The following is a 19,057-nucleotide window of genomic DNA, read 5'->3' as shown; positions in this document are numbered from 1 at the left end:
GCCCAATCGGTAAGGGCGCCGACACCGCCGGGAAGGGCAGCCGCAGTGGCCGCATTGTGCGGTAAATCGTGCGGAAATACAAGGGGCAGTGCACCTTTGAGGTGTTGTCAGGCCGCTGGGTGGTGGGTGCGCACGGTGTCTTGGTTGGTGCGCTGGCGCCGCTCGCGACTACGAGCGCCTGCCGGCGCACTCTGAATGGTTCGCCGCGCCGCACCAGCCACCGAGGGTCAGCCTCCGCCAGCGGAACGCCACGGCGAAAAATCGAGTGGGATTTCGCCGTGGCGTTACGGTCGTGACGGTGGCTTGCGCTAACGCCAGGAGTATTCGGTGCGCAACCGGGCGGCGACCACATCGAAGATGTCGCGCGGCAGGATCGCGCCCTCGCGGCGGATACTCTCCTCCGGCACGTCGAGCACCCGGTCCAGCCGGACCCAGCTCTGCCTTCCTTCGTAATCCCAATCCCCAGAACCGATTCCGACCCAGTCACGATCGGCGGCGCGGTCTTCCTGGCTGGACAGCATGAGCCCCAGCAAGATGTTGCGGTTACGGCCGACGACGAGCACCGGCCGGTCTTTGCCGCGGGTCGGGTCGTCTTCGTAGACCACCCAGGTCCACACGATTTCCCCCGGGTTGGCCCGGCCATCGAGATCCGGGGCGTAGACCAGCCTGCGGGCCCGCTGTGCGGTGGGAAAGCTGGTGCTGGTCACCGGCCGGCCTGCGGCGATCTCCTGGGGAGGTGGCGGCAGGCCCATCGCCATGATGTTCGCGGTGATCTTCACCGCATGCTGAAGTTCTCGCAGGACGGTCTGCGAGTTCTGTAGTTGACGCGCCACCTTCGGAGCCTCGGTGAACACCAGGTTCCCTACATTCTCCGCGAAACGCTGGAACGTCTTCCACTGTGACTTCCGGGCGGACGCCATGTTGGCAGCATAGCCGCGCCCGGCGGCGCGCGATTGTGTCTCGAAGCGCCGGGCTGGATACGCTGGACATACCCACCAACCGCCCAGCTGGCAGGCTCACGACCGTCCACCAGGAGACTCCCATCAGCAGTTTCGCCGACAAAACCTTCACGCCGCCGGCGCAGATTCGCAACTTCTGCATCATCGCTCACATCGACCACGGCAAGTCGACGCTGGCCGACCGGATGCTGCAGTTGACCGGGGTGGTCGACGAGCGGTCGATGCGCGCGCAATACCTGGACCGGATGGACATCGAGCGGGAACGCGGTATCACCATCAAGGCCCAGAATGTGCGGTTGCCCTGGCGGGTGGCCGACCAGGACTACGTGCTGCACCTCATCGACACTCCCGGACACGTCGACTTCACCTACGAGGTGTCGCGGGCGCTGGAGGCCTGCGAGGGTGCGGTGTTGCTGGTCGACGCGGCGCAGGGCATCGAGGCGCAGACGTTGGCCAACCTGTATCTGGCGCTGGACCGCGACCTGCACATCATTCCGGTGCTGAACAAGATCGACCTGCCGGCCGCGGACCCGGACCGCTACGCGGGCGAGATCGCCCACATCATCGGCTGCGAACCGCACGACGTGCTGCGGGTGTCCGGCAAGACCGGCGAGGGGGTCGCCGACCTGCTCGACCATGTGGTTCGCGAGGTGCCGCCGCCTCGGGGCGACGCCGACGCGCCGACTCGGGCAATGATTTTCGACTCCGTGTACGACATCTACCGCGGTGTGGTGACCTACGTTCGGGTGGTCGACGGCAAGATCACCCCACGCGAGCGCATCGCCATGATGTCCACCGGAGCCACCCACGAGCTGCTCGAGGTCGGCATCGTCTCACCCGAGCCGAAGCCCTGCGGCGGCCTCGGTGTGGGCGAGGTCGGCTACCTGATCACCGGCGTCAAGGACGTGCGTCAGTCCAAGGTCGGCGACACCGTGACGACGGTCCGCCATGGCGCCAAGGAGGCGCTGACCGGCTACCGCGAGCCCAAGCCGATGGTCTACTCGGGCCTCTATCCCGTCGACGGTTCGGACTACCCGAATTTGCGCGAAGCCCTGGACAAGCTGCGGCTCAACGACGCGGCCCTGACCTACGAGCCGGAGACCTCGGTGGCGCTCGGCTTCGGGTTCCGGTGCGGCTTTCTTGGCCTGCTGCACATGGAGATCACCCGCGAGCGGCTGGAGCGCGAGTTCGATCTGGATCTGATCTCCACCTCACCCAACGTCGTCTACCGGGTGCTCAAAGAGGATGGCTCCGAGATCATCGTCACCAATCCGTCGGATTGGCCGGAGGGCAAGATCCGTACCGTCTACGAACCCGTCGTGAAGACCACCATCATCGCGCCCAGCGAGTTCATCGGCACCATCATGGAACTGTGCCAGTCGCGCCGCGGCGAGCTGGGCGGCATGGACTACCTGTCGCCCGAGCGGGTGGAACTGCGCTACACAATGCCGTTGGGGGAGATAATTTTCGACTTCTTCGACGCACTGAAGTCGCGCACCCGCGGCTATGCCAGCCTTGATTACGAGGAGGCCGGGGAACAGGAAGCGCAACTGGTCAAGGTCGACATCCTGCTGCAGGGCGAGACGGTTGACGCGTTCAGCGCGATCGTGCACAAGGATTCGGCGTTCGCCTACGGCACCAAAATGACGACCAAGCTCAAGGAGCTGATCCCGCGCCAGCAATTCGAGGTGCCGGTCCAGGCCGCCATCGGGTCGAAAATCATTGCGCGCGAGAACATTCGCGCGATCCGCAAGGATGTGCTGTCGAAGTGCTACGGCGGTGACATCACCCGGAAACGCAAACTGCTGGAGAAGCAGAAGGAAGGCAAGAAGCGGATGAAAACCATTGGGCGGGTTGACGTGCCGCAGGAGGCCTTTGTGGCGGCGTTATCCACCGACACCGCGGGGGACAAGGGCAAGAAGTGACAAACCGCTGGTGCTCGATGGCCGCCGGGTTGTTGGCCGTGGTGCTGTCGAGCGGGTGCACCGCAACGACCGGTGGCAAAGCGGGACCGGCGCCGGACATGGCGACGCATGCGCTGACGGGCCCAGCTATCAAGCAGGCCATGATCGACGGCACCGCTCTGGCGATGTTGCTGAACCAGCCGTTCCAGACCGCCCCCAAATACCCGGAGTTCGGTGGCAGCGAAACATTGGGAAGCGCTTGGGAATCAGCACTACCCGCCGACTGCCTAGGTGTCGTCCACATGATGCAGCAGGGTCCCTATCGCTTCGCGCCGGTACAAAACACGGCCAGTGAAATGTGGAGCCACAACGGTGCTTCGGTGAAGGTCGACGACGTCTATGAAGGCATCGCCGCGTTACCGACGGCAGCAGACGCCAACGGGTTGTTCGCCAAGTTCGCCGCGCAGTGGAAGAAGTGCGATGACACCACGCTGACGATGCCAACCTCTACGGTGTACGGTCAGGCCGCCATCTCCGAGGTACGCGTCGTGGATTCGGTTGTCGCGGCGACCATCTCACTGGGGTCCGGCCCGCACTCGATTTTGACGACCATCCCGCAAGCCCGGGCCCTTGGCGTCCGGGGAAATTGCTTGGTTGAGGTCACGGTCAGCTTCGTTCCAACCGCCTACCCATCCGATGAGGGGACCGGCAATCTCGCCACCAGCGCCGTCGACATCGCGCACGCGATGATGGACAAGGTCACCGCGCTGAGCTGACATCGCTCTCGTCCGCGAGCAGACCGCGAGCAGACATGGAATCGCACGAATTCCCTTGGAATTGTGCGATTCCATGTCTGCTCGCCGCGAAACTCGCCGGGCGCCACCTACATGGGTGCGTTGGCCGGCTGGAACATCCCCGAGCCGTCGGCTTCCTCCTCGGCGCGGATCACGTGGACCACCGCGTTGATCAGCGCCAGGTGGGTGAACGCCTGCGGGAAGTTGCCCAGCTGACGGCCGGTGCGCGGCTCGATCTCCTCGGCGTAGAGGTGCAACGGGCTGGCGTAGGACAGCAGCTTCTCGCACAGCCGTTTGGCCCGCGCCACTTCGCCGATCTCGACCAGCGCCGACACCAACCAGAACGAGCAGATGGTGAACGTGCCTTCCTCGCCGGACAGGCCGTCGTCGGTCTCGTGCACCCGATAGCGCAGCACCAGGCCTTCCTCGGTCAGTTCGTCGGCGATGGCCAGCACGGTGTTGCGTACCCGCGGGTCGTCGGGCGGCAGGAACCGGGTCAGCACCGCCAGCAGCAGCGACGCGTCCAGGGCGTCGCTGCCGTAGCGCTGGGTCAGCACGCCGCGGGAGTCCACGCCGTGCTCGAGAATGTCGGCTTTGATCTCCTCGGCGATCTGGCGCCATTGCTGGGCATAGCTTTTCTCGCCCTGGCGCGCGGCCAGCTTGGCGCCGCGATCCAGCGCCACCCAGCACATCACCTTCGACGAGGTGAAGTGCTGCGGTTCGCCGCGCACTTCCCAGATGCCGCGGTCGGGTTCGCGCCAGTGCTTGATCGCCTCCTCGACCTGGCGCTTGAGCACCGGCCACAACGTCTCCGGCACCTGCTCACGCGATTTGGCGTGCAGGTAGAACGAGTCCAGAATCGAGCCCCAAATGTCATGCTGCTGCTGGTTGTAGGCGCCGTTGCCGATCCGGACCGGACGCGCGTGGTCGTAGCCGGACAGGTGGTGCAGCTCCTCTTCGACCAGGCTGCGCTCGCCGCCCACGCCGTACATCACCTGCAGCGGATGGCGCTCGTTGTTGTTTGCGCCGGACACGTCGGCGATGAAGGCGAAGAAGTCGTCGGCTTCGCGGTCCAGTCCCAGGGTGTAGAGCCCCCACAACGCGAACGTCGAGTCGCGGACCCAGGCGTAGCGGTAATCCCAGTTGCGTTCGCCGTGCGGTGTTTCCGGCAGCGACGTGGTGCTGGCGGCCAGCAGCGCGCCGGTGGGCGAGTACGTCAACCCTTTGAGCGTGAGCGCGCTGCGCTGCAGGTACGCCCGCCACGGGTGATCGGGGAAATTGCCGATATTGATCCACTGCCGCCAGCACTCGGTGGTTTGCCACATCTTCTGTGCGGCCTCTTCGTAGGTCTGCGGCGCCGGATGCTTGGTCCAGCTCAGGGCGACGAACACGTCGTCGCCCTCCTTCATCCGGGTGCGGGCGCGGGCTTCGCGACCCTCCAGCCCGATCCGCAGATTGGTGGTCAGCTGCAGCGTCGGGTGGATGTCGGGTTGATGGCTGGCCCGCGCGATCGCCTCACCGTAGGCATTGGCCGAGTATTCCCAGGTGGCCCCGAGGCGGTGGTAGTCGAATGCCGGCTCGCAACTCATCATCAGCTCGACCGTGCCGCTGACGCAGCGCACTGTCCGAAGCAAAATATGTTCGGCGTCCCAGTCCATCGGGGTGCGCCGGTGGGTGCGCGATCGTCGTTCGATGTCGTGCCACGGCCCCATCACCAACGCGTCGCGCACGATCAGCCAGCCGGTGTGGGTCTGCCAGGTGGTCTCCATGATCAGGCTGCCGGGCAGATAGCGGCGTGCCGAGGGCACCGAAACGCCGTAAGGGCCCAGCCGGAAATGGCCCGCGCTGCGGTCCAGGATCGCGCCGAACACGCTGGGGGAGTCCGGCCGGGGCACACACATCCACTCCACCGATCCCGCCGGCGAGATCAGGCAGGTCGTCTCCCAGTCGGACAGGAAGGCGTAATCGGCAATGGGTGGAAACGGATTGCGCAGCGATGAGCTGGACGTGAAAACGCCCTTCGCGTCGGACTTGACGGACGGGACGGGTGCTGCCTGGAACGCTGGACTATCGGTGACGTGAGCGACCTCGGCGGCCTCGTCTGCGGGTTCGGCGTGCAGGACCATGCGGTCATCATCAACTGTCGACCTACTTCGCGTCCACCACTTCGGCTGCCCTGTTATTCAGGTGCCGCGATTTAGCCGCCGCGCCGCGCGTAGCCGGACGCGTGCTCGGGTAGCGGACCGATCGCGACCAGATAGCCGAGCACCCGCCGCAGCGGCCGTGACCCGCCCACCAGCTGGACGGCCCGCGGCGGCGCCGGGTCGGCGCCGGTCATGGCGACCGCGACCACGCGGGCATGGATCGCCCGTTGTAGCGCTTGCAGAAACGCGGTTGGCGCCCACCCGCCGCGCCTGTACCCGCGCCAGATGACGTCAACGCCGGCGCGGGCCAGCAACAAACCGAGCATCATGCCTGCCGGCCCATCGCCGGAGACCATACACGTGGTTTTGCCCGACTGCTGGAGCACTCCTGATCTTAGGCGGATCGTGGCACATTGGATTCGGCTGCCGGGCCGAATAAGGTGTGTTGGAGTGAACGGATTCTTGAATTGGTGGGACGGCGTCGAGCTGTGGCTTTCCGGTCTTCCGTTCGCGTTGCAGGCGTTGGCGGTAATGCCGGTAGTGCTGGGCCTGGCATATATCACCGCGGCGGTGCTCGATGCCTTGCTCGGCAAGGGCATCACAGTGATGCGGCGAATCCGCCACTCCGACGAAGTGTCCGAGTAAGCCGATGCCGCGGTCGCACGTCACCCTGGTCCTGGTCGCGCTCGTGGTGCTGGTGATCGCCATGTGGTTACTGACGCGGTGACGGCGGCGGCTCGCCATGGGACCGCGGCCGATTCTGTTAGGCTTCCCGGCATGCACGCGGTAGCCGATTGCCCCGGGCGCGCTCAATGCGCGCCCGGCTGCGTGGTTGCGGCTGTGGCGATCTGCGCCGCCGTCGACGTGCACTGTTGTCGCTGACTCCCGCCCGTGCGCGGTCTGGCATGGAGTTGGTGAAGCCCTCCAGTTAGCGACCGATCGCCTTTCCGCAGCTACGGGACCGACGCTTACCACTCCCGCACCCCGGAAGGCCACCAATGCCACAGACGCCGAAGACCCCGTGGCGGCATGTCGTTGCCCGCCCGGTGGTGCTGGCGCTGGTCGTCGGAGTCGTTGCGGCGTGTCACGGTGGTCCCAGCGACGTCGCCGGCGGCGGCGGGCCGGCCGGCGCGCACACCAGCATCACCCTGGTCGCTTACTCCGCCCCGGAACCCGGCTGGCGCACGGTGATCCCGGCGTTCAACGCCTCCGAGGAAGGCAGGGACGTGCAGGTGATCACGTCGTACGGGGCCTCTGGCGACCAGTCCCGCGGTGTTGTCGACGGCAAGCCGGCCGATCTGGTGAATTTCTCCGTCGAACCCGACATCACCCGCTTGGTCAAGGCCGGCAAGGTTTCCAAGGACTGGAATGCCGACGTCACCAAGGGCATTGCCTTCGGGTCGGTGGTGACGCTGGTGGTACGCGCCGGCAATCCCAAGAACATCAAGGATTGGGACGACCTGTTGCGCCCCGGCGTGGAGGTCATCACGCCCAGCCCACTGAGTTCGGGTTCGGCCAAGTGGAACCTGCTCGCTCCGTATGCGGTCAAAAGTGAAGGCGGCCGTAACCACCAAGCGGGGATCGACTACGTCAGCACCCTGGTCCGCGAGCACGTCAAATTGCGTCCCGGATCGGGACGGGAAGCCAGCGATGTCTTTGTCCAGGGCAGCGGCGATGTGCTGATCAGCTACGAGAACGAGGCCATCGCCACCGAACGGCAGGGCAAGGCGGTCCAGCACATCACCCCGTCACAGACGTTCAAGATCGAAAACCCGCTGGCGGTGGTCACCAGTAGTTCCCATCTTGCGGCCGCGACGGCATTCAAGAACTTCCAGTACACCGCGGCGGCGCAGAAACTGTGGGCGCAGTCCGGTTTCCGGCCCGTCGATCCCGCGGTGGCCGCCGACTTTCGCGGGCAGTTTCCGGTGCCGGCGAAGCTGTGGACAATCGCCGACCTGGGCGGCTGGGAAATAGTGGATCCGCAGCTGTTCGACAGGGGCACCGGCAGCATCACCAAGATCTATATGCAGGCCACCGGATGACCGCACTGACAAGGCCGGATCCAAGGCCGGATCCGCCCGCCATCGGGGACGATTCGCCCGCCGACGATAACGCACCAGGTCGCCGCGGATCCGGCCGGTGGGGCAGCACGTCGCTTCGGGTCGGAGTTTCGGTGGTGTGGTTGTCGATTATCGTGCTGCTGCCATTGGCCGCCATCGCCTGGCAAGCTTCGGGCGGCGGCTGGCAGGCGTTCTGGGTGTCGGTCACGTCGCGCGCCGCGCTGGACTCACTGCGGGTGACGCTGAGCATTTCGGCGGCGGTCACTCTCGTCAACACGGTGTTCGGCCTGCTGATCGCCTGGGTGTTGGTGCGCGACGACTTCGTCGGCAAACGGCTCGTCGATGCGATCATCGATCTGCCCTTCGCGCTGCCCACCATCGTGGCCAGCCTGGTGATGCTCGCCCTTTATGGCCCGACCAGTCCGGTGGGTCTTCAGTTGCAGCACACCGCGTGGGGGGTAGGCGTGGCCCTGGCGTTTGTCACCTTGCCGTTCGTGGTGCGCGCCGTTCAGCCGGTGCTGCTCGAAGTCGATCGTGAGGCTGAGGAGGCGGCGGCGTCGCTGGGTGCCAGCGGTCCCAAGATCTTCACCTCGGTGGTGTTGCCGTCGCTGCTGCCGGCGTTGTTGTCCGGTGCGGGCCTTGCGTTTTCGCGGGCCATCGGTGAATACGGCTCGGTCGTGCTGATTGGTGGCGCGGTGCCGGGCAAGACCGAGGTGTCGTCCCAGTGGATCCGCACCTTGATCGAGAACGACGACCAGACCGGCGCCGCCGCGATATCCGTTGTGCTGTTGACGATTTCCTTTGTGGTGTTGCTGCTGTTGCGTGTCGTCGGTACGCGTGCGGCCCGGCGGGAGGAGATGGTCGCATGACGCCCTCGCTCGGCGTCCGTTACCTGCTCCGATCCATCGCGCTCGGATATGTCAGTGTGCTGCTGGTGGTTCCGGTGGCGGTGATCCTCTGGCGGACCTTCGAACCGGGCCTCGGCCAGTTCTATGCCTGGATCAGCACGCCGGCGGCGATATCGGCACTGAATCTGTCGCTGCTGGTGGTGGGCATCGTGGTGCCGTTGAACGTGCTGTTCGGGATCCCGACGGCATTGATGCTCGCCCGCAATCGATTTCCGGGCAAGGGTGTACTACAGGCGATCATCGACCTGCCGTTCGCGGTCTCACCGGTGATCGTGGGTGTCGCGTTGATCCTGCTGTGGGGATCCGCCGGTGCGCTGGGCTTCGTCGAGAAGGACCTGGGGCTGAAGATCATCTTCGGCCTGCCCGGCATTGTCCTCGCCAGCATGTTCGTCACGCTGCCGTTCGTGGTGCGCGAAGTCGAACCGGTGTTGCACGAGTTGGGCACCGACCAGGAGCAGGCGGCCGCGACGCTGGGTTCCGGTTGGTGGCAGACATTTTGGCGGATCACGCTGCCGTCCATCCGGTGGGGCCTGACCTACGGCATCGTGTTGACCGTCGCCCGCACGCTCGGCGAATACGGTGCGGTCCTGATCGTGTCGTCGAACCTGCCGGGCACGTCCCAAACGCTGACATTGCTGGTCTCGGACCGCTACAACCGTGGCGCCGAGTATGGGGCGTACGCGCTGTCGACCCTGCTGATGGCCGTCGCGGTGGTGGTGTTGGTCGTTCAGGTGGCACTGGATGCCCGCCGGGCACGAGCGGCCGGCCAGGACTGACGAGGAGACGCTGAGATGACCACAGCCATGACGAAGGGCCGCAACGGGTATGCCATCGTCGTGCGCAACGCCGCTAAGCGCTATGGCGACTTCGTTGCCCTGGACCATGTGGACTTCGTGGTGCCCGCCGGTTCGCTGACCGCGTTGCTGGGCCCCAGCGGCTCCGGGAAATCGACGCTGTTGCGCACCATCGCCGGCCTTGACCGACCGGACGCCGGCTCCGTCACGATCAACGGGCGCGACGTGACCGGGGTGCCGCCGCAGCGGCGGGGCATCGGATTCGTCTTTCAGCACTACGCCGCCTTCAAGCACCTGACGGTTCGCGACAACATCGCCTACGGGTTGAAGATCCGCAAGCGGCCCCGGGCCGAGATCAAGGAGAAGGTCGACCACCTGCTGGAGGTGGTGGGCCTGAGCGGATTTCACGGCCGCTACCCCAATCAGCTCTCCGGCGGTCAGCGTCAGCGGATGGCACTGGCCCGCGCGCTGGCCGTCGACCCGGAGGTGTTGCTGCTCGACGAACCGTTCGGTGCCCTGGACGCCAAAGTCCGTGAGGACCTTCGCAGTTGGCTGCGCCGCCTGCACGACGAGGTGCACGTCACCACGGTGCTGGTCACCCATGACCAGGCCGAGGCCCTGGATGTGGCCGATCGGATCGCCGTGCTCAACAGGGGCCGTATCGAACAGGTCGGATCTCCGACCGACGTCTACGACGCCCCGGCGAACGCGTTCGTCATGTCCTTTCTGGGGGCGGTTTCCATGCTCAACGGCGCCTTGGTCCGCCCGCATGACATCCGAGTCGGCCGGACTCCGGAGATGGCCGTTGCCGCCGCCGACGGTACCGCGGAGTCCACCGGTGTTGCCCGCGCCACCGTGAACCGGGTGGTGGTGCTGGGTTTCGAGGTTCGGGTCGAGTTGACCAGTGCGGCAACGGGAGGCGCCTTCACCGCCCAGATCACCCGCGGTGACGCCGAGGCGCTGGCCCTACGGGAGGGCGACACCGTCTACGTACGTGCCACCCGGGTGCCGCCCATTCCCCACGACATCGCGGGTCCAGGCGATGACGGAGTCGGCGGGGCCGAGACCGATCAGGCCACGCTGACGTCGGTGTGATCCCCGGATACTCCGGCCCACCGACGTTCCCACATCGCGCGCCAGTCGCGTTCCTCGTCGTGCTTGTCGTGGTGCAGTTCGCTCGACGGCGGGGTGAGGTGAATCCCGGGATCGGGGAGAGCGAAAAAGTCGCCACTGCCCTTGGCGGAATGGTGTGCTCCGGTGTCGATGTAGCAGTGCCCGCGACCGGACAGGGTGGCGCTGTCGTCGGTCTGGCCCAGGTAGTTCAGCACGTTGGTGGCGGCAGCTGCTGCGCCGTTCTTCGCGAAGATCGCCGCTTTCGGCAGCGGCTTACCCCACGGGCAGGTGATCGCCGTGATGTCACCGACCGCCCATATCCCCGAATACTGCGTCTGCATGGTGACGGGGTCGACTGCGATCCACCCCGGTTGACCGAGCGTGATCGCGGGCTGATGCGGCGGAATGAACACCAGCAGATCGAAATCGACGCTCTGGCCATCCTGGAAATGGATTGTCCGGCTGACTGGATCGATGCGATCGACGGTCTGTTCGCAATAGACGTCGATGCCTTCACGATTCAGCAGGCTGACGAGTTCGGGACCGGCGTAGGGGCCCGCCGAAGGCATCGGTTGCTGCTCCGGGGTATATATCGAGATCTGAGTCGCGGCGCGGGTTCCGTTCTCACGCAACAAGTCCGCCGCCAAGAGAGCCCCTTCGTACGGGGCAACCGGGCATCGGTACGGCTGCGAGGTGATCAGGAACACCAGCTTGCCTCCGGAAAAAGCCGACAGCGCACGGTGTGCGGACGCAGCCGCTGCTGTGGCGTAATAATGGACGGCCGAGCCGCTGTCGACCGCTTCCGGCAATCCGGGAATCATCTCGATCGCGATGCGTGATCCCGCCGCGAGTACGAGTGCGTCATAACCGATTTCGGAGCTGTCGGCCAATGTGACCGTCTTGGCGTCGGGATCCACAGCGGTGACCCTAGCGGTGATGGTGGTGATCCCGGACAACGCTTCAGCGGTGGGACGGATCGGGACGCTGTCCTCGTCGCGCCATCCCCGCATGACCCATGGCAAGGTGAATCCAAGGAAGTGGGAAAAGTCTTCATCGATGATGGTGATGTCCAGATCCGTTACCGGCGTTGCGGATCGGCGGATCTCGTCGATCACGCTGAGTCCGCCGATCCCGGCGCCGACGATGACCAGTTTCTTGCTCACTGTTGATGCCCTTCATTCTCGCTAGACAGTGGATAGTGGGTTGGCTCAGGCGGCCGTCATACGTGCTCGCCGGCCCCGGTGTTCGGGGTGAAGCTCCCTTCCGCGGGTGAACCTCACGATCGAGGTCGGCTATTGCTGCTGAAAACTTCGATAGCCCAATACGTTCGGTTGCGCAGTTGCGGAGTCGAGCGGCGGCTGGCGGCTCGACGGCACCGTCGGATCGAGGCGACCGCTCGCAGTCTTCAGAATGTCATATGTAGTTGACAATAGAAATAGTAGAAGGCAGCTAGTGATACTGTCAACCATAGTTGGCTAATGCCGGCAGGCTGCCGGCACGCGCCGAGTCGGGCGGTGTGAAGCCCGGTGTGACACCCCGCCGGGTTCAAGGGCCGGGGTTCTCGCTGGATCGGGATCCGGGGGCAGCGCGGTCATGGGTTTGTGGCCTCCCTCGCGGCTCGGGCATGGTAACTGGCAACCAGGTCATTGGTGGGTACCCCGTCGAAGTGATGTCACACGGTCCGTGCGGTGCCCGGCGGGCCGCTGGTTGCCGGCAAGGGCGCGACGGCATTGTCGGCGTACCGCTCGACTCGTCTGCGGTGGCTTGTGGTAGCGAAGTCGTCTTGCACCCGGCTGCTGCAGATGGCAAACCGTCAACCGTGGGAAACATCACACCATCTGCTGCTACGGCCGAAAGTGGCAGCGCCTTACCGGATTGGCCCCCGTTGGTGTCGATCTCACGAATCACCATTTTTCCCAAGGTAATTCGGACCATGGTGGCAATGGCCACGGCGCAAGGTGGGAATTGCGGAACCGATGTGTGCACCGTCGGCCTCCCGCCGGCGACAGGTTTCACAGCCACGGCAATGGGCCCCGAGCGATCTAATTAGATGTACTATCGTTCGGTCGGATCCGCGGCGTAACGCGTCGCCATGCCGCGTCAACAGATGCCAACGGCAGCGCCGCCGGTTGGGTCCGCAACATAAGGAGTGATCGATGAACGGGATAGTGGCTTCGGGTGTCCGCGGCACAATGAGGAAAATTGCACTGGCCGCGGCGCTTGTCGCGATGCCCGTGGCCGGTGTGACGGTTCCGGCGAACGCAACTCCCGGCCCCGGTCGCACGTTAGCCCCGCCGGTTCTGCTCGACGATCCCAACCCCGGCGATCCTTCCGGTCCGGATGCTCCCACCAGCCCCAATGATCCGCGATGCATCCAGATGCCGTTGGACCCGATATGCCACGGTGGCCCGTATTACCAGGGTCCCCCCACCGGCCCCGACGATCCGCAGTGCGCCCGGATGCCCGGTGATGGGGTTTGCGCCGGGGGTCCGTATGCCCCCAAGCCCATGGAGCCCGTGGCCCCACCGATCGTCGGCGCCCCACCGCCTGAGGCCCCGCGCGTCGACGCGCCACAACTGCCCGAGGCCCCGCACGTCGATGCACCACAGATGCCCGAGATGCACTTCCCGTCGGAACCCGGTCGCATTTAGCGGGCGGTGCTTTCGGCCGGCGATGGCGGCAGCGACTGCCCCGGCAGTGACCGAAGACCGGCGGGATGCTCCCACCGGGCCGGTCTGCCGCCGGATCTGGTTGAGCGCCAGCGCCTTTGGTGTACCAATCAGAGGTCGGCGGCCTGGCGGCTGAACCCAAGCCGCGACCGATTCCAGCCCTGCGGCGCGCTGGCGTCGGCGGCGTTGCCCGGCGTCAGGCGGCGATGCGTTCCGCCGCCGCCTGATCGAAGCGATTCAGGACCGTCTCGGCAACCAGGTGGTGGGCACCCAAAGGCGCCGTGATCGGAATGCCGGCGCGGTCGGCGTAGCCGTGCACCCGGTCGGTCAGCACACCCGGCGCCAGGAACCACGACGCGATCGCCAGCCGGCGGGCGCCGCCGGCGAGCAACTCGTCAACGGCGACGGGCAGCGAATCGGGCATGGTGGCGAAGGCGGTCGTGGCCGCGGCCCATCGGGTGCCGGCGGCCAGCTTTGACGCTACCGCCGCAGTGCGGGCGTTGGCCGAAGCGCTCGACGACCCGATTGCCACCACCAGCACACCGAGGGCGTCATCGCGGCGCGACGTCCCGAGTTCCGCCAGCCGCAGGTGCAACACCGTCACCAACCGGTCGTCCTCGCCGAGCACACCGGCCTGCCGCACCATGTGGGTGCGTCGTGAGCCAACCCGGCCGGCGATCTGGCGGGGGATGTCGACGCGGGCGTGGTACGCGTCGGCCAGCAGCAGCGGAGTGACGATGGCGTCGGCGGGAGACTCCCGCAGCACCTCGGACAGGCTCGGCGGATTGTGTTCGCAGAACGCCACCTGCACGTCAACACCCGGCCGCAGGCGAGCCAGGCGGTCTGCCACCGCCCGCGCATTGGCCGCCGACCGAGGATCCGCGCTGCCGTGCGCGGTCAATACGAGTGTCGTCACGATGCGTGCAGCCCGCATTCGGTCTTGGCCAGCCCTTGCCAACGGCCGCTGCGCGGGTCGGCGCCGTCGGACGGCTTGGCCGTGCATGGGGCGCAGCCGATCGACGGATAGCCTTCGTAGACAAGGGGGTTGACCAGCACGTCGTGTTCGGTGATGTAGTCCTGCATATCCTGGTCGGTCCAGGCCGCCAGCGGATTGACCTTCACCAGTTTGAACGCTTCATCGAAGCTGACCAGCGGGGCGTTGGCGCGGGTCGGGGCCTCGACCCGGCGCAGTCCGGTCACCCAGGCCGAATAGCCGCGTAGGGTCTTGCTCAGCGGGACGACTTTACGCAGCCGGCAGCACTCGCCCGGGTCGCGAGCGAACAGGTCCTTGCCGAGCAATTCGTCTTGTTCGCCGACCGAATGCTCCGGAGTGACATTGAGGACCCGGACGTCGTAGACGGATTCGATCGCATCGCGGGTGCCGATGGTTTCCGCGAAGTGGTAGCCGGTGTCCAGGAATATCACCGGCACACCCGGGCGGACCTTGGCGGCCAGATCGACCAGCACGGCGTCGGCCATATTGGAAGCGACCACATAGTTGCAGGTCGCCCAGCCGCGGGGGCCGTTGACGCCGCCGAAGGTTTCATCGGTCCAGCGCAGCAGTTCGGTGGCGCTGGCGCCGTCGAATTCGGCTGCAGCGCGCGCCGCCAACTCCCGCAGCTCCGGTTCGGCCGGTTTGGTTGCCGGGGAAGTCATCGCAGCTCGTCCTCCTCGGCCCGAATCGCCCACTGCGCGAAGCGTTCGCCGTCGGCTCGATGTTTGATGAAGTTGCGCACCACCCGCTCGATGTAGTCGCCCAGCTCGTCGCTGGTGACCTTGTGCTGACGCAGTTTTCGGCCGAAACCACTGTCCAGGCCGAGGCTTCCGCCCAGGTGCACCTGGAAGCCCTCCACCGAGCCGCCATGACCGTCGTCGACCATCTGTCCTTTGAAACCGATGTCGGCGACTTGGATGCGCGCACACGAGTTCGGGCAACCGTTGATGTTGACGGTGACCGGTACGTCGAGCGCTGAGTTGATGTCTTCCAGCCGGCGATCCAGTTCGGGCGCCAATGACTGTGCCCGGACCCGGGTTTCGGCGAAGGACAGCTTGCAAAACTCAATTCCGCTGCACGCCATCAGATTACGGCGCCAGCGCGACGGGCTGGACTGCAGACCCAGCGCCTCCAGGCCGGCGACGGTGGCGTCGAGCGAGGCGTCGGGTATGTCGAGGATGACCAGCTTCTGGTACGGCGTGAACCGGATCCGGTCGGACCCGGCCCGCTCGGCCAGCTCCGCCACCGCCGACAGTATGGTGCCGGATACCCGTCCGGCGATGGGCGCGACTCCGACGGCGTTGCGGCCGTTTTTGAGCCGTTGCACCCCGACGTGGTCGATCGGATGCTTGATCGGTTCGGGGGCCGGGCCGTCGATGAGGGGACGCCTGAGGTATTCGGTTTCGAGCACCTGCCGGAATTTCTCGATACCCCAGTCCTTGATCAGGAATTTGAGCCGCGCCTTGGAGCGCAGCCTGCGGTAGCCGTAGTCACGGAATACCGACGTCACCGCCGCCCACACTTCGGGCACCTCTTCCAGCGGCACCCAGGCGCCGACCCGCTGGGCCAGCATCGGGTTGGTGGACAGCCCGCCGCCGACCCACAGGTCCAGTCCCGGCCCGTGTTCGGGATGGTTGACGCCGATGAACGCGACATCGTTGATTTCGTGCGCGACGTCCTGCAGGCCCGAGATGGCGGTCTTGTACTTGCGCGGCAGGTCGGCGAAGTCGGGCTGGCCGATGTGGCGGCGCACGATTTCGTCGATCGCCCAGGTCGGGTCGAGCACCTCGTCCAGCGACTCGCCGGCCAGCGGCGAGCCCAGGATGACCCGGGGGCAGTCGCCGCACGCCTCGGCGGTCTGCAGCCCGACCGCGTCCAGCCGCCGCCAGATTTCGGGGACGTTTTCCACTTCAATCCAGTGGTATTGCAGGTTCTCCCGATCGGAGATGTCGGCGGTGTCCCGGGCGAATTCGGTCGAAATTTGGCCCAGCGTGCGCAGCGCCGCCGACGAGATGGCGCCGCCGTCGCAGCGAACCCGCATCATGAAGTACTTGGCCTCGAGCTTCTCGATGTTCTCGTCGCCGGTCCAGGAGCCGTCGTAGCCCTGTTCACGTTGGGTGTACAGGCCCCACCAGCGGAACCGGCCGCGCAGGTCGTCCTTGTCGATGCTGTCGAATCCGCTTTGAGCGTAGACGTTTTCGATACGTTGCCGGACGTCGAGTGGGTTGCCGGCCTTCTTCAGCTCTTCATTGGCGTTGAGCGGCTCCCGATCTCCCAGCGCCCATTGGCCCTCGTTGCGGGGCTTGGCGGGACGGGTTGTGGTCATTGGGCCGTTCTCCTTCGCGAACATTGCCGACCTTGGCGCGCGGAAACCACCGATTCTTACGGCGAGGCGCAGATCCGGTGGCCAGCTGGAGGTACAGGTGGGCTGGGTCTACGACGTCAAGGCCGACAGCAACAGCTGCAGACGCGCTTGAGGTCGATGTGCCGACGCATTACCAGCGCAAGACGCGGGGTCGAACGGGCGACGGTCACGCCGACATTCTGCCATGCCCCGCGCCCGGCCGTGCGACCAGGTCTGATTTGTTCTCACCGTGAGCAAAATCCGGTTGATCCGGGGAGCCGCGTGGCTGCGGTGCCCTGGTCGCGAGGTCGACCAGGAGATCGCCACCAAAACGTTATATGGTCGCTATAGAAACTATTGCACTAAGAAAATATTGTCGCCTTCGTTTTCCGGATTAGGGGTCCTGTTCCTAACCCGGCGACGATCCGCCGTAGCTAGCAGCGTGACCGCGCGACAGGGGAAGTCTTAGGTGAGCAATGTGGTCTAGGTCCAAATATGGTGCCCCGCGCTCCCATACATTCGCCGGCCGAGGTTCAGTGGCAACGTCGGGTGCCCAAGACCGCGCACCGTTGGCAAGAGTCGGCCGGTATGCCGATGCGGTCGGTGCCGTTCGCTCGGCCAGGCCCAACCATCGCTGGCTCGACGTGGTTGCGGTGGCCGTCGTCGCGGCGTTGGGTGGGCTGCTTTTCGGCGGTTGGGTGCTGTTTCAGCAGCACCAGAAGGACGACGCTGCCAAAGAGGCGCTCGACGCGGCGCAGAACTATGTCCTCAAGCTGACCAACCTTGATTCGGAAGCAGTCGATGCCCGCTTCGCCGACATCATGGACGGCTCGACCGGTGAATTCAACGACTCATACCGCAAATCCAGTCAGCAGTTCCGAAAGGAGCTGGTCGAACGCCAGGTTCATACGCGAGGCTCTGTGGTGGCGGCCGCGGTGAAGTCGGCTACGCCGGACAAGGTTGTCGTCCTGATGTTCGTCGACGAGTCGATAAGTAACCGAGACAATTTGCGGTCTCAACTCGACCACGTCCGCATCAAGATGACGATGGTCAAGCTCAACGGTCGTTGGATGGCAAGAAAGGTGCAGCTGCTATGAGTTTCGGGACGCCGGCGATATGCGGTGGTAGCGCGGGCGCGGTCGCGCGGCGGGTTTTCGCCGTGGCGGCCGTCGCGGGCGCCGCGTGGATCTTGGGGCCCGCCGTGTCGCCGGGCAGCTCGCATGCCGATAGCGTCAATTGGGAAGCCATCGCGCAATGTGAGTCCGGCGGCAATTGGGCGGCCGACACCGGCAACGGTTTTTACGGCGGTTTGCAGATCAGCCAGCCGACCTGGCAAGGCAACGGAGGCTCCGGATTGCCGTCGGCCGCCAGTCCCGACGGGCAGATCGATGTGGGCGAGCGAATCATGACCACTCAGGGGCCGGGCGCATGGCCAAGGTGCAGCTCATGTAGCCGTGGTGACGCCCCCATAGGTTCCCTGACACACATCCTGACAGCCCTGATGGCGGCAAACGGGGGTTGTACGGGTAACACTGACGACTGAGCCGGACCCGACCCGGGAGGGCGGCAAACCATAACCAATTGTTCGGCGCGACTCCCAAATTGGCGGAACTCCCGCGTCGGGCTGCTCACGCAGTCAATAATCGCCGGTACCGGACGCTTGGCGGTGGACAGCGATGGTGCCGTCGAGTGGCCCAACTCGTGACGAGCCATCGGGAGGTACGGGTGTCTTTTGTGGCGACGGTGCCGGAGCTTGTGGACGCGGCGGCAACAGATTTCGCAAGAATCGGTTCGGCAATCAACGCGGCGGCCCAGACCGCGGCCGCCCCCACCACGTCGGTGTTGAGCGCCGGTTCCGATGAGGTGTCGGCGGGCATCGCAGCGGTGTTCGGAGCACATGGGCGGGCATATCAGGCACTTGCCGCCCAAGCGTCGGCATTTCATGACCAGTTTGTTCAGAATCTCGCCGCGAACGCGGGCTCCTATGCCAGCGCCGAGGCCGCCAATGCCGCACAGAGCTTGCTGAATGCGATCAACGCGCCCAGCTTGGCACTACTGGGCCGTCCCCTGATCGGCAACGGCGCCGACGGAGCCCCTGGGACCGGGGCAAATGGCGGGCCCGGCGGTGTCTTGATCGGAAATGGTGGTGCGGGCGGTTCTGGCGGAACCGGTCAAAACGGCGGAAACGGCGGGCCCGCCGGGTTATTCGGCAACGGCGGCGCAGGCGGTAACGGCGGAATCGGCACTACCACAAACGGTGGCAAGGGCGGGGCCGGCGGTGCCGGCGGGTTGTTCGGCTCCGGCGGTGCCGGCGGAAACGGTGGGCTGTCAATACTTTTCGACGGCGGCCAGGGCGGGGCGGGCGGTACGGCGG

General features: G+C 65.7%; 19 protein-coding genes. 11 read left to right on the top strand and 8 right to left on the bottom strand.

Annotation, left to right across the window (positions count from 1 at the left end; genetic code table 11):
* Positions 1–308 precede the first annotated feature (308 nt).
* The gene (locus tag BST40_RS23620) at positions 309–920 is read right to left on the bottom strand and encodes a type II toxin-antitoxin system PemK/MazF family toxin (protein WP_083044331.1); all 612 of its coding nucleotides are present in this window, start codon (positions 918–920) and stop codon (positions 309–311) included.
* On the opposite strand from BST40_RS23620, the gene lepA reads away from it, so the two are divergent.
* Both lepA and BST40_RS23610 read left to right on the top strand, forming a co-directional pair.
* The gene (gene lepA, locus BST40_RS23615) at positions 899–2,884 is read left to right on the top strand and encodes a translation elongation factor 4 (RefSeq protein ID WP_089025285.1); all 1,986 of its coding nucleotides are present in this window, start codon (positions 899–901) and stop codon (positions 2,882–2,884) included. The two genes, BST40_RS23620 and lepA, sit on opposite strands and share 22 nt — an antisense overlap.
* Positions 2,881–3,639 (top strand): sensor domain-containing protein, encoded by a 759-nt coding sequence (locus BST40_RS23610; protein ID WP_083155876.1) that lies wholly within the window; start codon positions 2,881–2,883, stop codon positions 3,637–3,639. The genes lepA and BST40_RS23610 overlap by 4 nt, the downstream gene beginning before the upstream one ends.
* Positions 3,640–3,746: 107 nt before the next feature.
* On the opposite strand, the gene BST40_RS23605 is transcribed toward BST40_RS23610, so the two are convergent.
* Both BST40_RS23605 and BST40_RS23600 read right to left on the bottom strand, forming a co-directional pair.
* Complete coding sequence (locus tag BST40_RS23605) at positions 3,747–5,783, bottom strand: glycoside hydrolase family 15 protein (protein WP_083044333.1); 2,037 nt, start codon at positions 5,781–5,783, stop codon at positions 3,747–3,749.
* Positions 5,784–5,854: 71 nt separating this feature from the next.
* Entirely contained in the window at positions 5,855–6,157 is a 303-nt protein-coding gene (locus tag BST40_RS23600) for a hypothetical protein (RefSeq protein ID WP_208618929.1), read from the bottom strand.
* Positions 6,158–6,251: 94 nt separating this feature from the next.
* On the opposite strand from BST40_RS23600, the gene BST40_RS23595 reads away from it, so the two are divergent.
* The 5 genes from BST40_RS23595 to BST40_RS23575 all read left to right on the top strand — a co-directional run bounded on the left by BST40_RS23595 (position 6,252) and on the right by BST40_RS23575 (position 10,658).
* Entirely contained in the window at positions 6,252–6,446 is a 195-nt protein-coding gene (locus BST40_RS23595; RefSeq protein WP_075549465.1) for a hypothetical protein, read from the top strand.
* 353 nt (positions 6,447–6,799) lie between these two features.
* Positions 6,800–7,843, top strand: coding sequence for an extracellular solute-binding protein (locus tag BST40_RS23590; RefSeq protein ID WP_083155874.1), 1,044 nt, complete (start codon positions 6,800–6,802; stop codon positions 7,841–7,843).
* The gene (cysT, locus tag BST40_RS23585) at positions 7,840–8,730 is read left to right on the top strand and encodes a sulfate ABC transporter permease subunit CysT (protein WP_083155872.1); all 891 of its coding nucleotides are present in this window, start codon (positions 7,840–7,842) and stop codon (positions 8,728–8,730) included. Before BST40_RS23590 ends, cysT begins: the two co-directional genes overlap by 4 nt.
* Positions 8,727–9,545 carry a sulfate ABC transporter permease subunit CysW gene (gene cysW / locus BST40_RS23580; protein WP_083155870.1) on the top strand — a complete coding sequence of 273 codons (819 nt, stop codon included), beginning with the start codon at positions 8,727–8,729 and terminating at the stop codon, positions 9,543–9,545. Before cysT ends, cysW begins: the two co-directional genes overlap by 4 nt.
* Positions 9,546–9,572: 27 nt before the next feature.
* Positions 9,573–10,658 carry a sulfate/molybdate ABC transporter ATP-binding protein gene (locus BST40_RS23575; RefSeq protein WP_232336984.1) on the top strand — a complete coding sequence of 362 codons (1,086 nt, stop codon included), beginning with the start codon at positions 9,573–9,575 and terminating at the stop codon, positions 10,656–10,658.
* On the opposite strand, the gene BST40_RS23570 is transcribed toward BST40_RS23575, so the two are convergent.
* Positions 10,634–11,839 (bottom strand): NAD(P)/FAD-dependent oxidoreductase, encoded by a 1,206-nt coding sequence (locus tag BST40_RS23570; protein WP_075549460.1) that lies wholly within the window; start codon positions 11,837–11,839, stop codon positions 10,634–10,636. The two genes, BST40_RS23575 and BST40_RS23570, sit on opposite strands and share 25 nt — an antisense overlap.
* A gap of 993 nt (positions 11,840–12,832) precedes the next feature.
* Here BST40_RS23570 and BST40_RS23565 point away from each other — a divergent pair.
* Complete coding sequence (locus BST40_RS23565) at positions 12,833–13,327, top strand: hypothetical protein (protein ID WP_131808368.1); 495 nt, start codon at positions 12,833–12,835, stop codon at positions 13,325–13,327.
* Positions 13,328–13,541: 214 nt separating this feature from the next.
* Here the strand turns inward: BST40_RS23565 and BST40_RS23560 are convergent, their stop codons facing one another.
* The 4 genes from BST40_RS23560 to BST40_RS33390 form a co-directional block, all read right to left on the bottom strand.
* On the bottom strand, positions 13,542–14,279 hold the full coding sequence (locus tag BST40_RS23560; RefSeq protein ID WP_425270706.1) for a sirohydrochlorin chelatase: 738 nt from the start codon (positions 14,277–14,279) through the stop codon (positions 13,542–13,544).
* Positions 14,258–15,001 carry a phosphoadenylyl-sulfate reductase gene (locus BST40_RS23555; RefSeq protein ID WP_075549457.1) on the bottom strand — a complete coding sequence of 248 codons (744 nt, stop codon included), beginning with the start codon at positions 14,999–15,001 and terminating at the stop codon, positions 14,258–14,260. Before BST40_RS23555 ends, BST40_RS23560 begins: the two co-directional genes overlap by 22 nt.
* Positions 14,998–16,665 carry a nitrite/sulfite reductase gene (locus tag BST40_RS23550; RefSeq protein WP_075549474.1) on the bottom strand — a complete coding sequence of 556 codons (1,668 nt, stop codon included), beginning with the start codon at positions 16,663–16,665 and terminating at the stop codon, positions 14,998–15,000. The genes BST40_RS23555 and BST40_RS23550 overlap by 4 nt, the downstream gene beginning before the upstream one ends.
* Before the next feature lie 116 nt (positions 16,666–16,781).
* A complete protein-coding gene (locus BST40_RS33390; protein ID WP_364469835.1) occupies positions 16,782–16,835 on the bottom strand; it encodes an Ms4527A family Cys-rich leader peptide in 54 nt (17 codons plus the stop codon).
* A gap of 501 nt (positions 16,836–17,336) precedes the next feature.
* Between BST40_RS33390 and BST40_RS23540 the strand changes: the two genes are divergently transcribed.
* The 3 genes from BST40_RS23540 to BST40_RS23530 form a co-directional block, all read left to right on the top strand.
* Positions 17,337–17,780, top strand: coding sequence for a hypothetical protein (locus tag BST40_RS23540; RefSeq protein WP_244174469.1), 444 nt, complete (start codon positions 17,337–17,339; stop codon positions 17,778–17,780).
* A complete protein-coding gene (locus tag BST40_RS23535) occupies positions 17,777–18,226 on the top strand; it encodes a transglycosylase family protein (RefSeq protein ID WP_082275655.1) in 450 nt (149 codons plus the stop codon). Before BST40_RS23540 ends, BST40_RS23535 begins: the two co-directional genes overlap by 4 nt.
* Positions 18,227–18,408: 182 nt before the next feature.
* Positions 18,409–19,057, top strand: a 649-nt coding sequence (locus BST40_RS23530; protein WP_142276794.1) for a PE family protein, incomplete at its 3' end; no start/stop codon positions are given.

The organism is Mycobacterium persicum, from assembly GCF_002086675.1.
Classification (GTDB): Bacteria; Actinomycetota; Actinomycetes; order Mycobacteriales; family Mycobacteriaceae; genus Mycobacterium; species Mycobacterium persicum.
The sequence above is the reverse complement of the archived record's forward strand: the minus strand, read 5'-3'. Positions and strand labels throughout refer to the sequence as shown.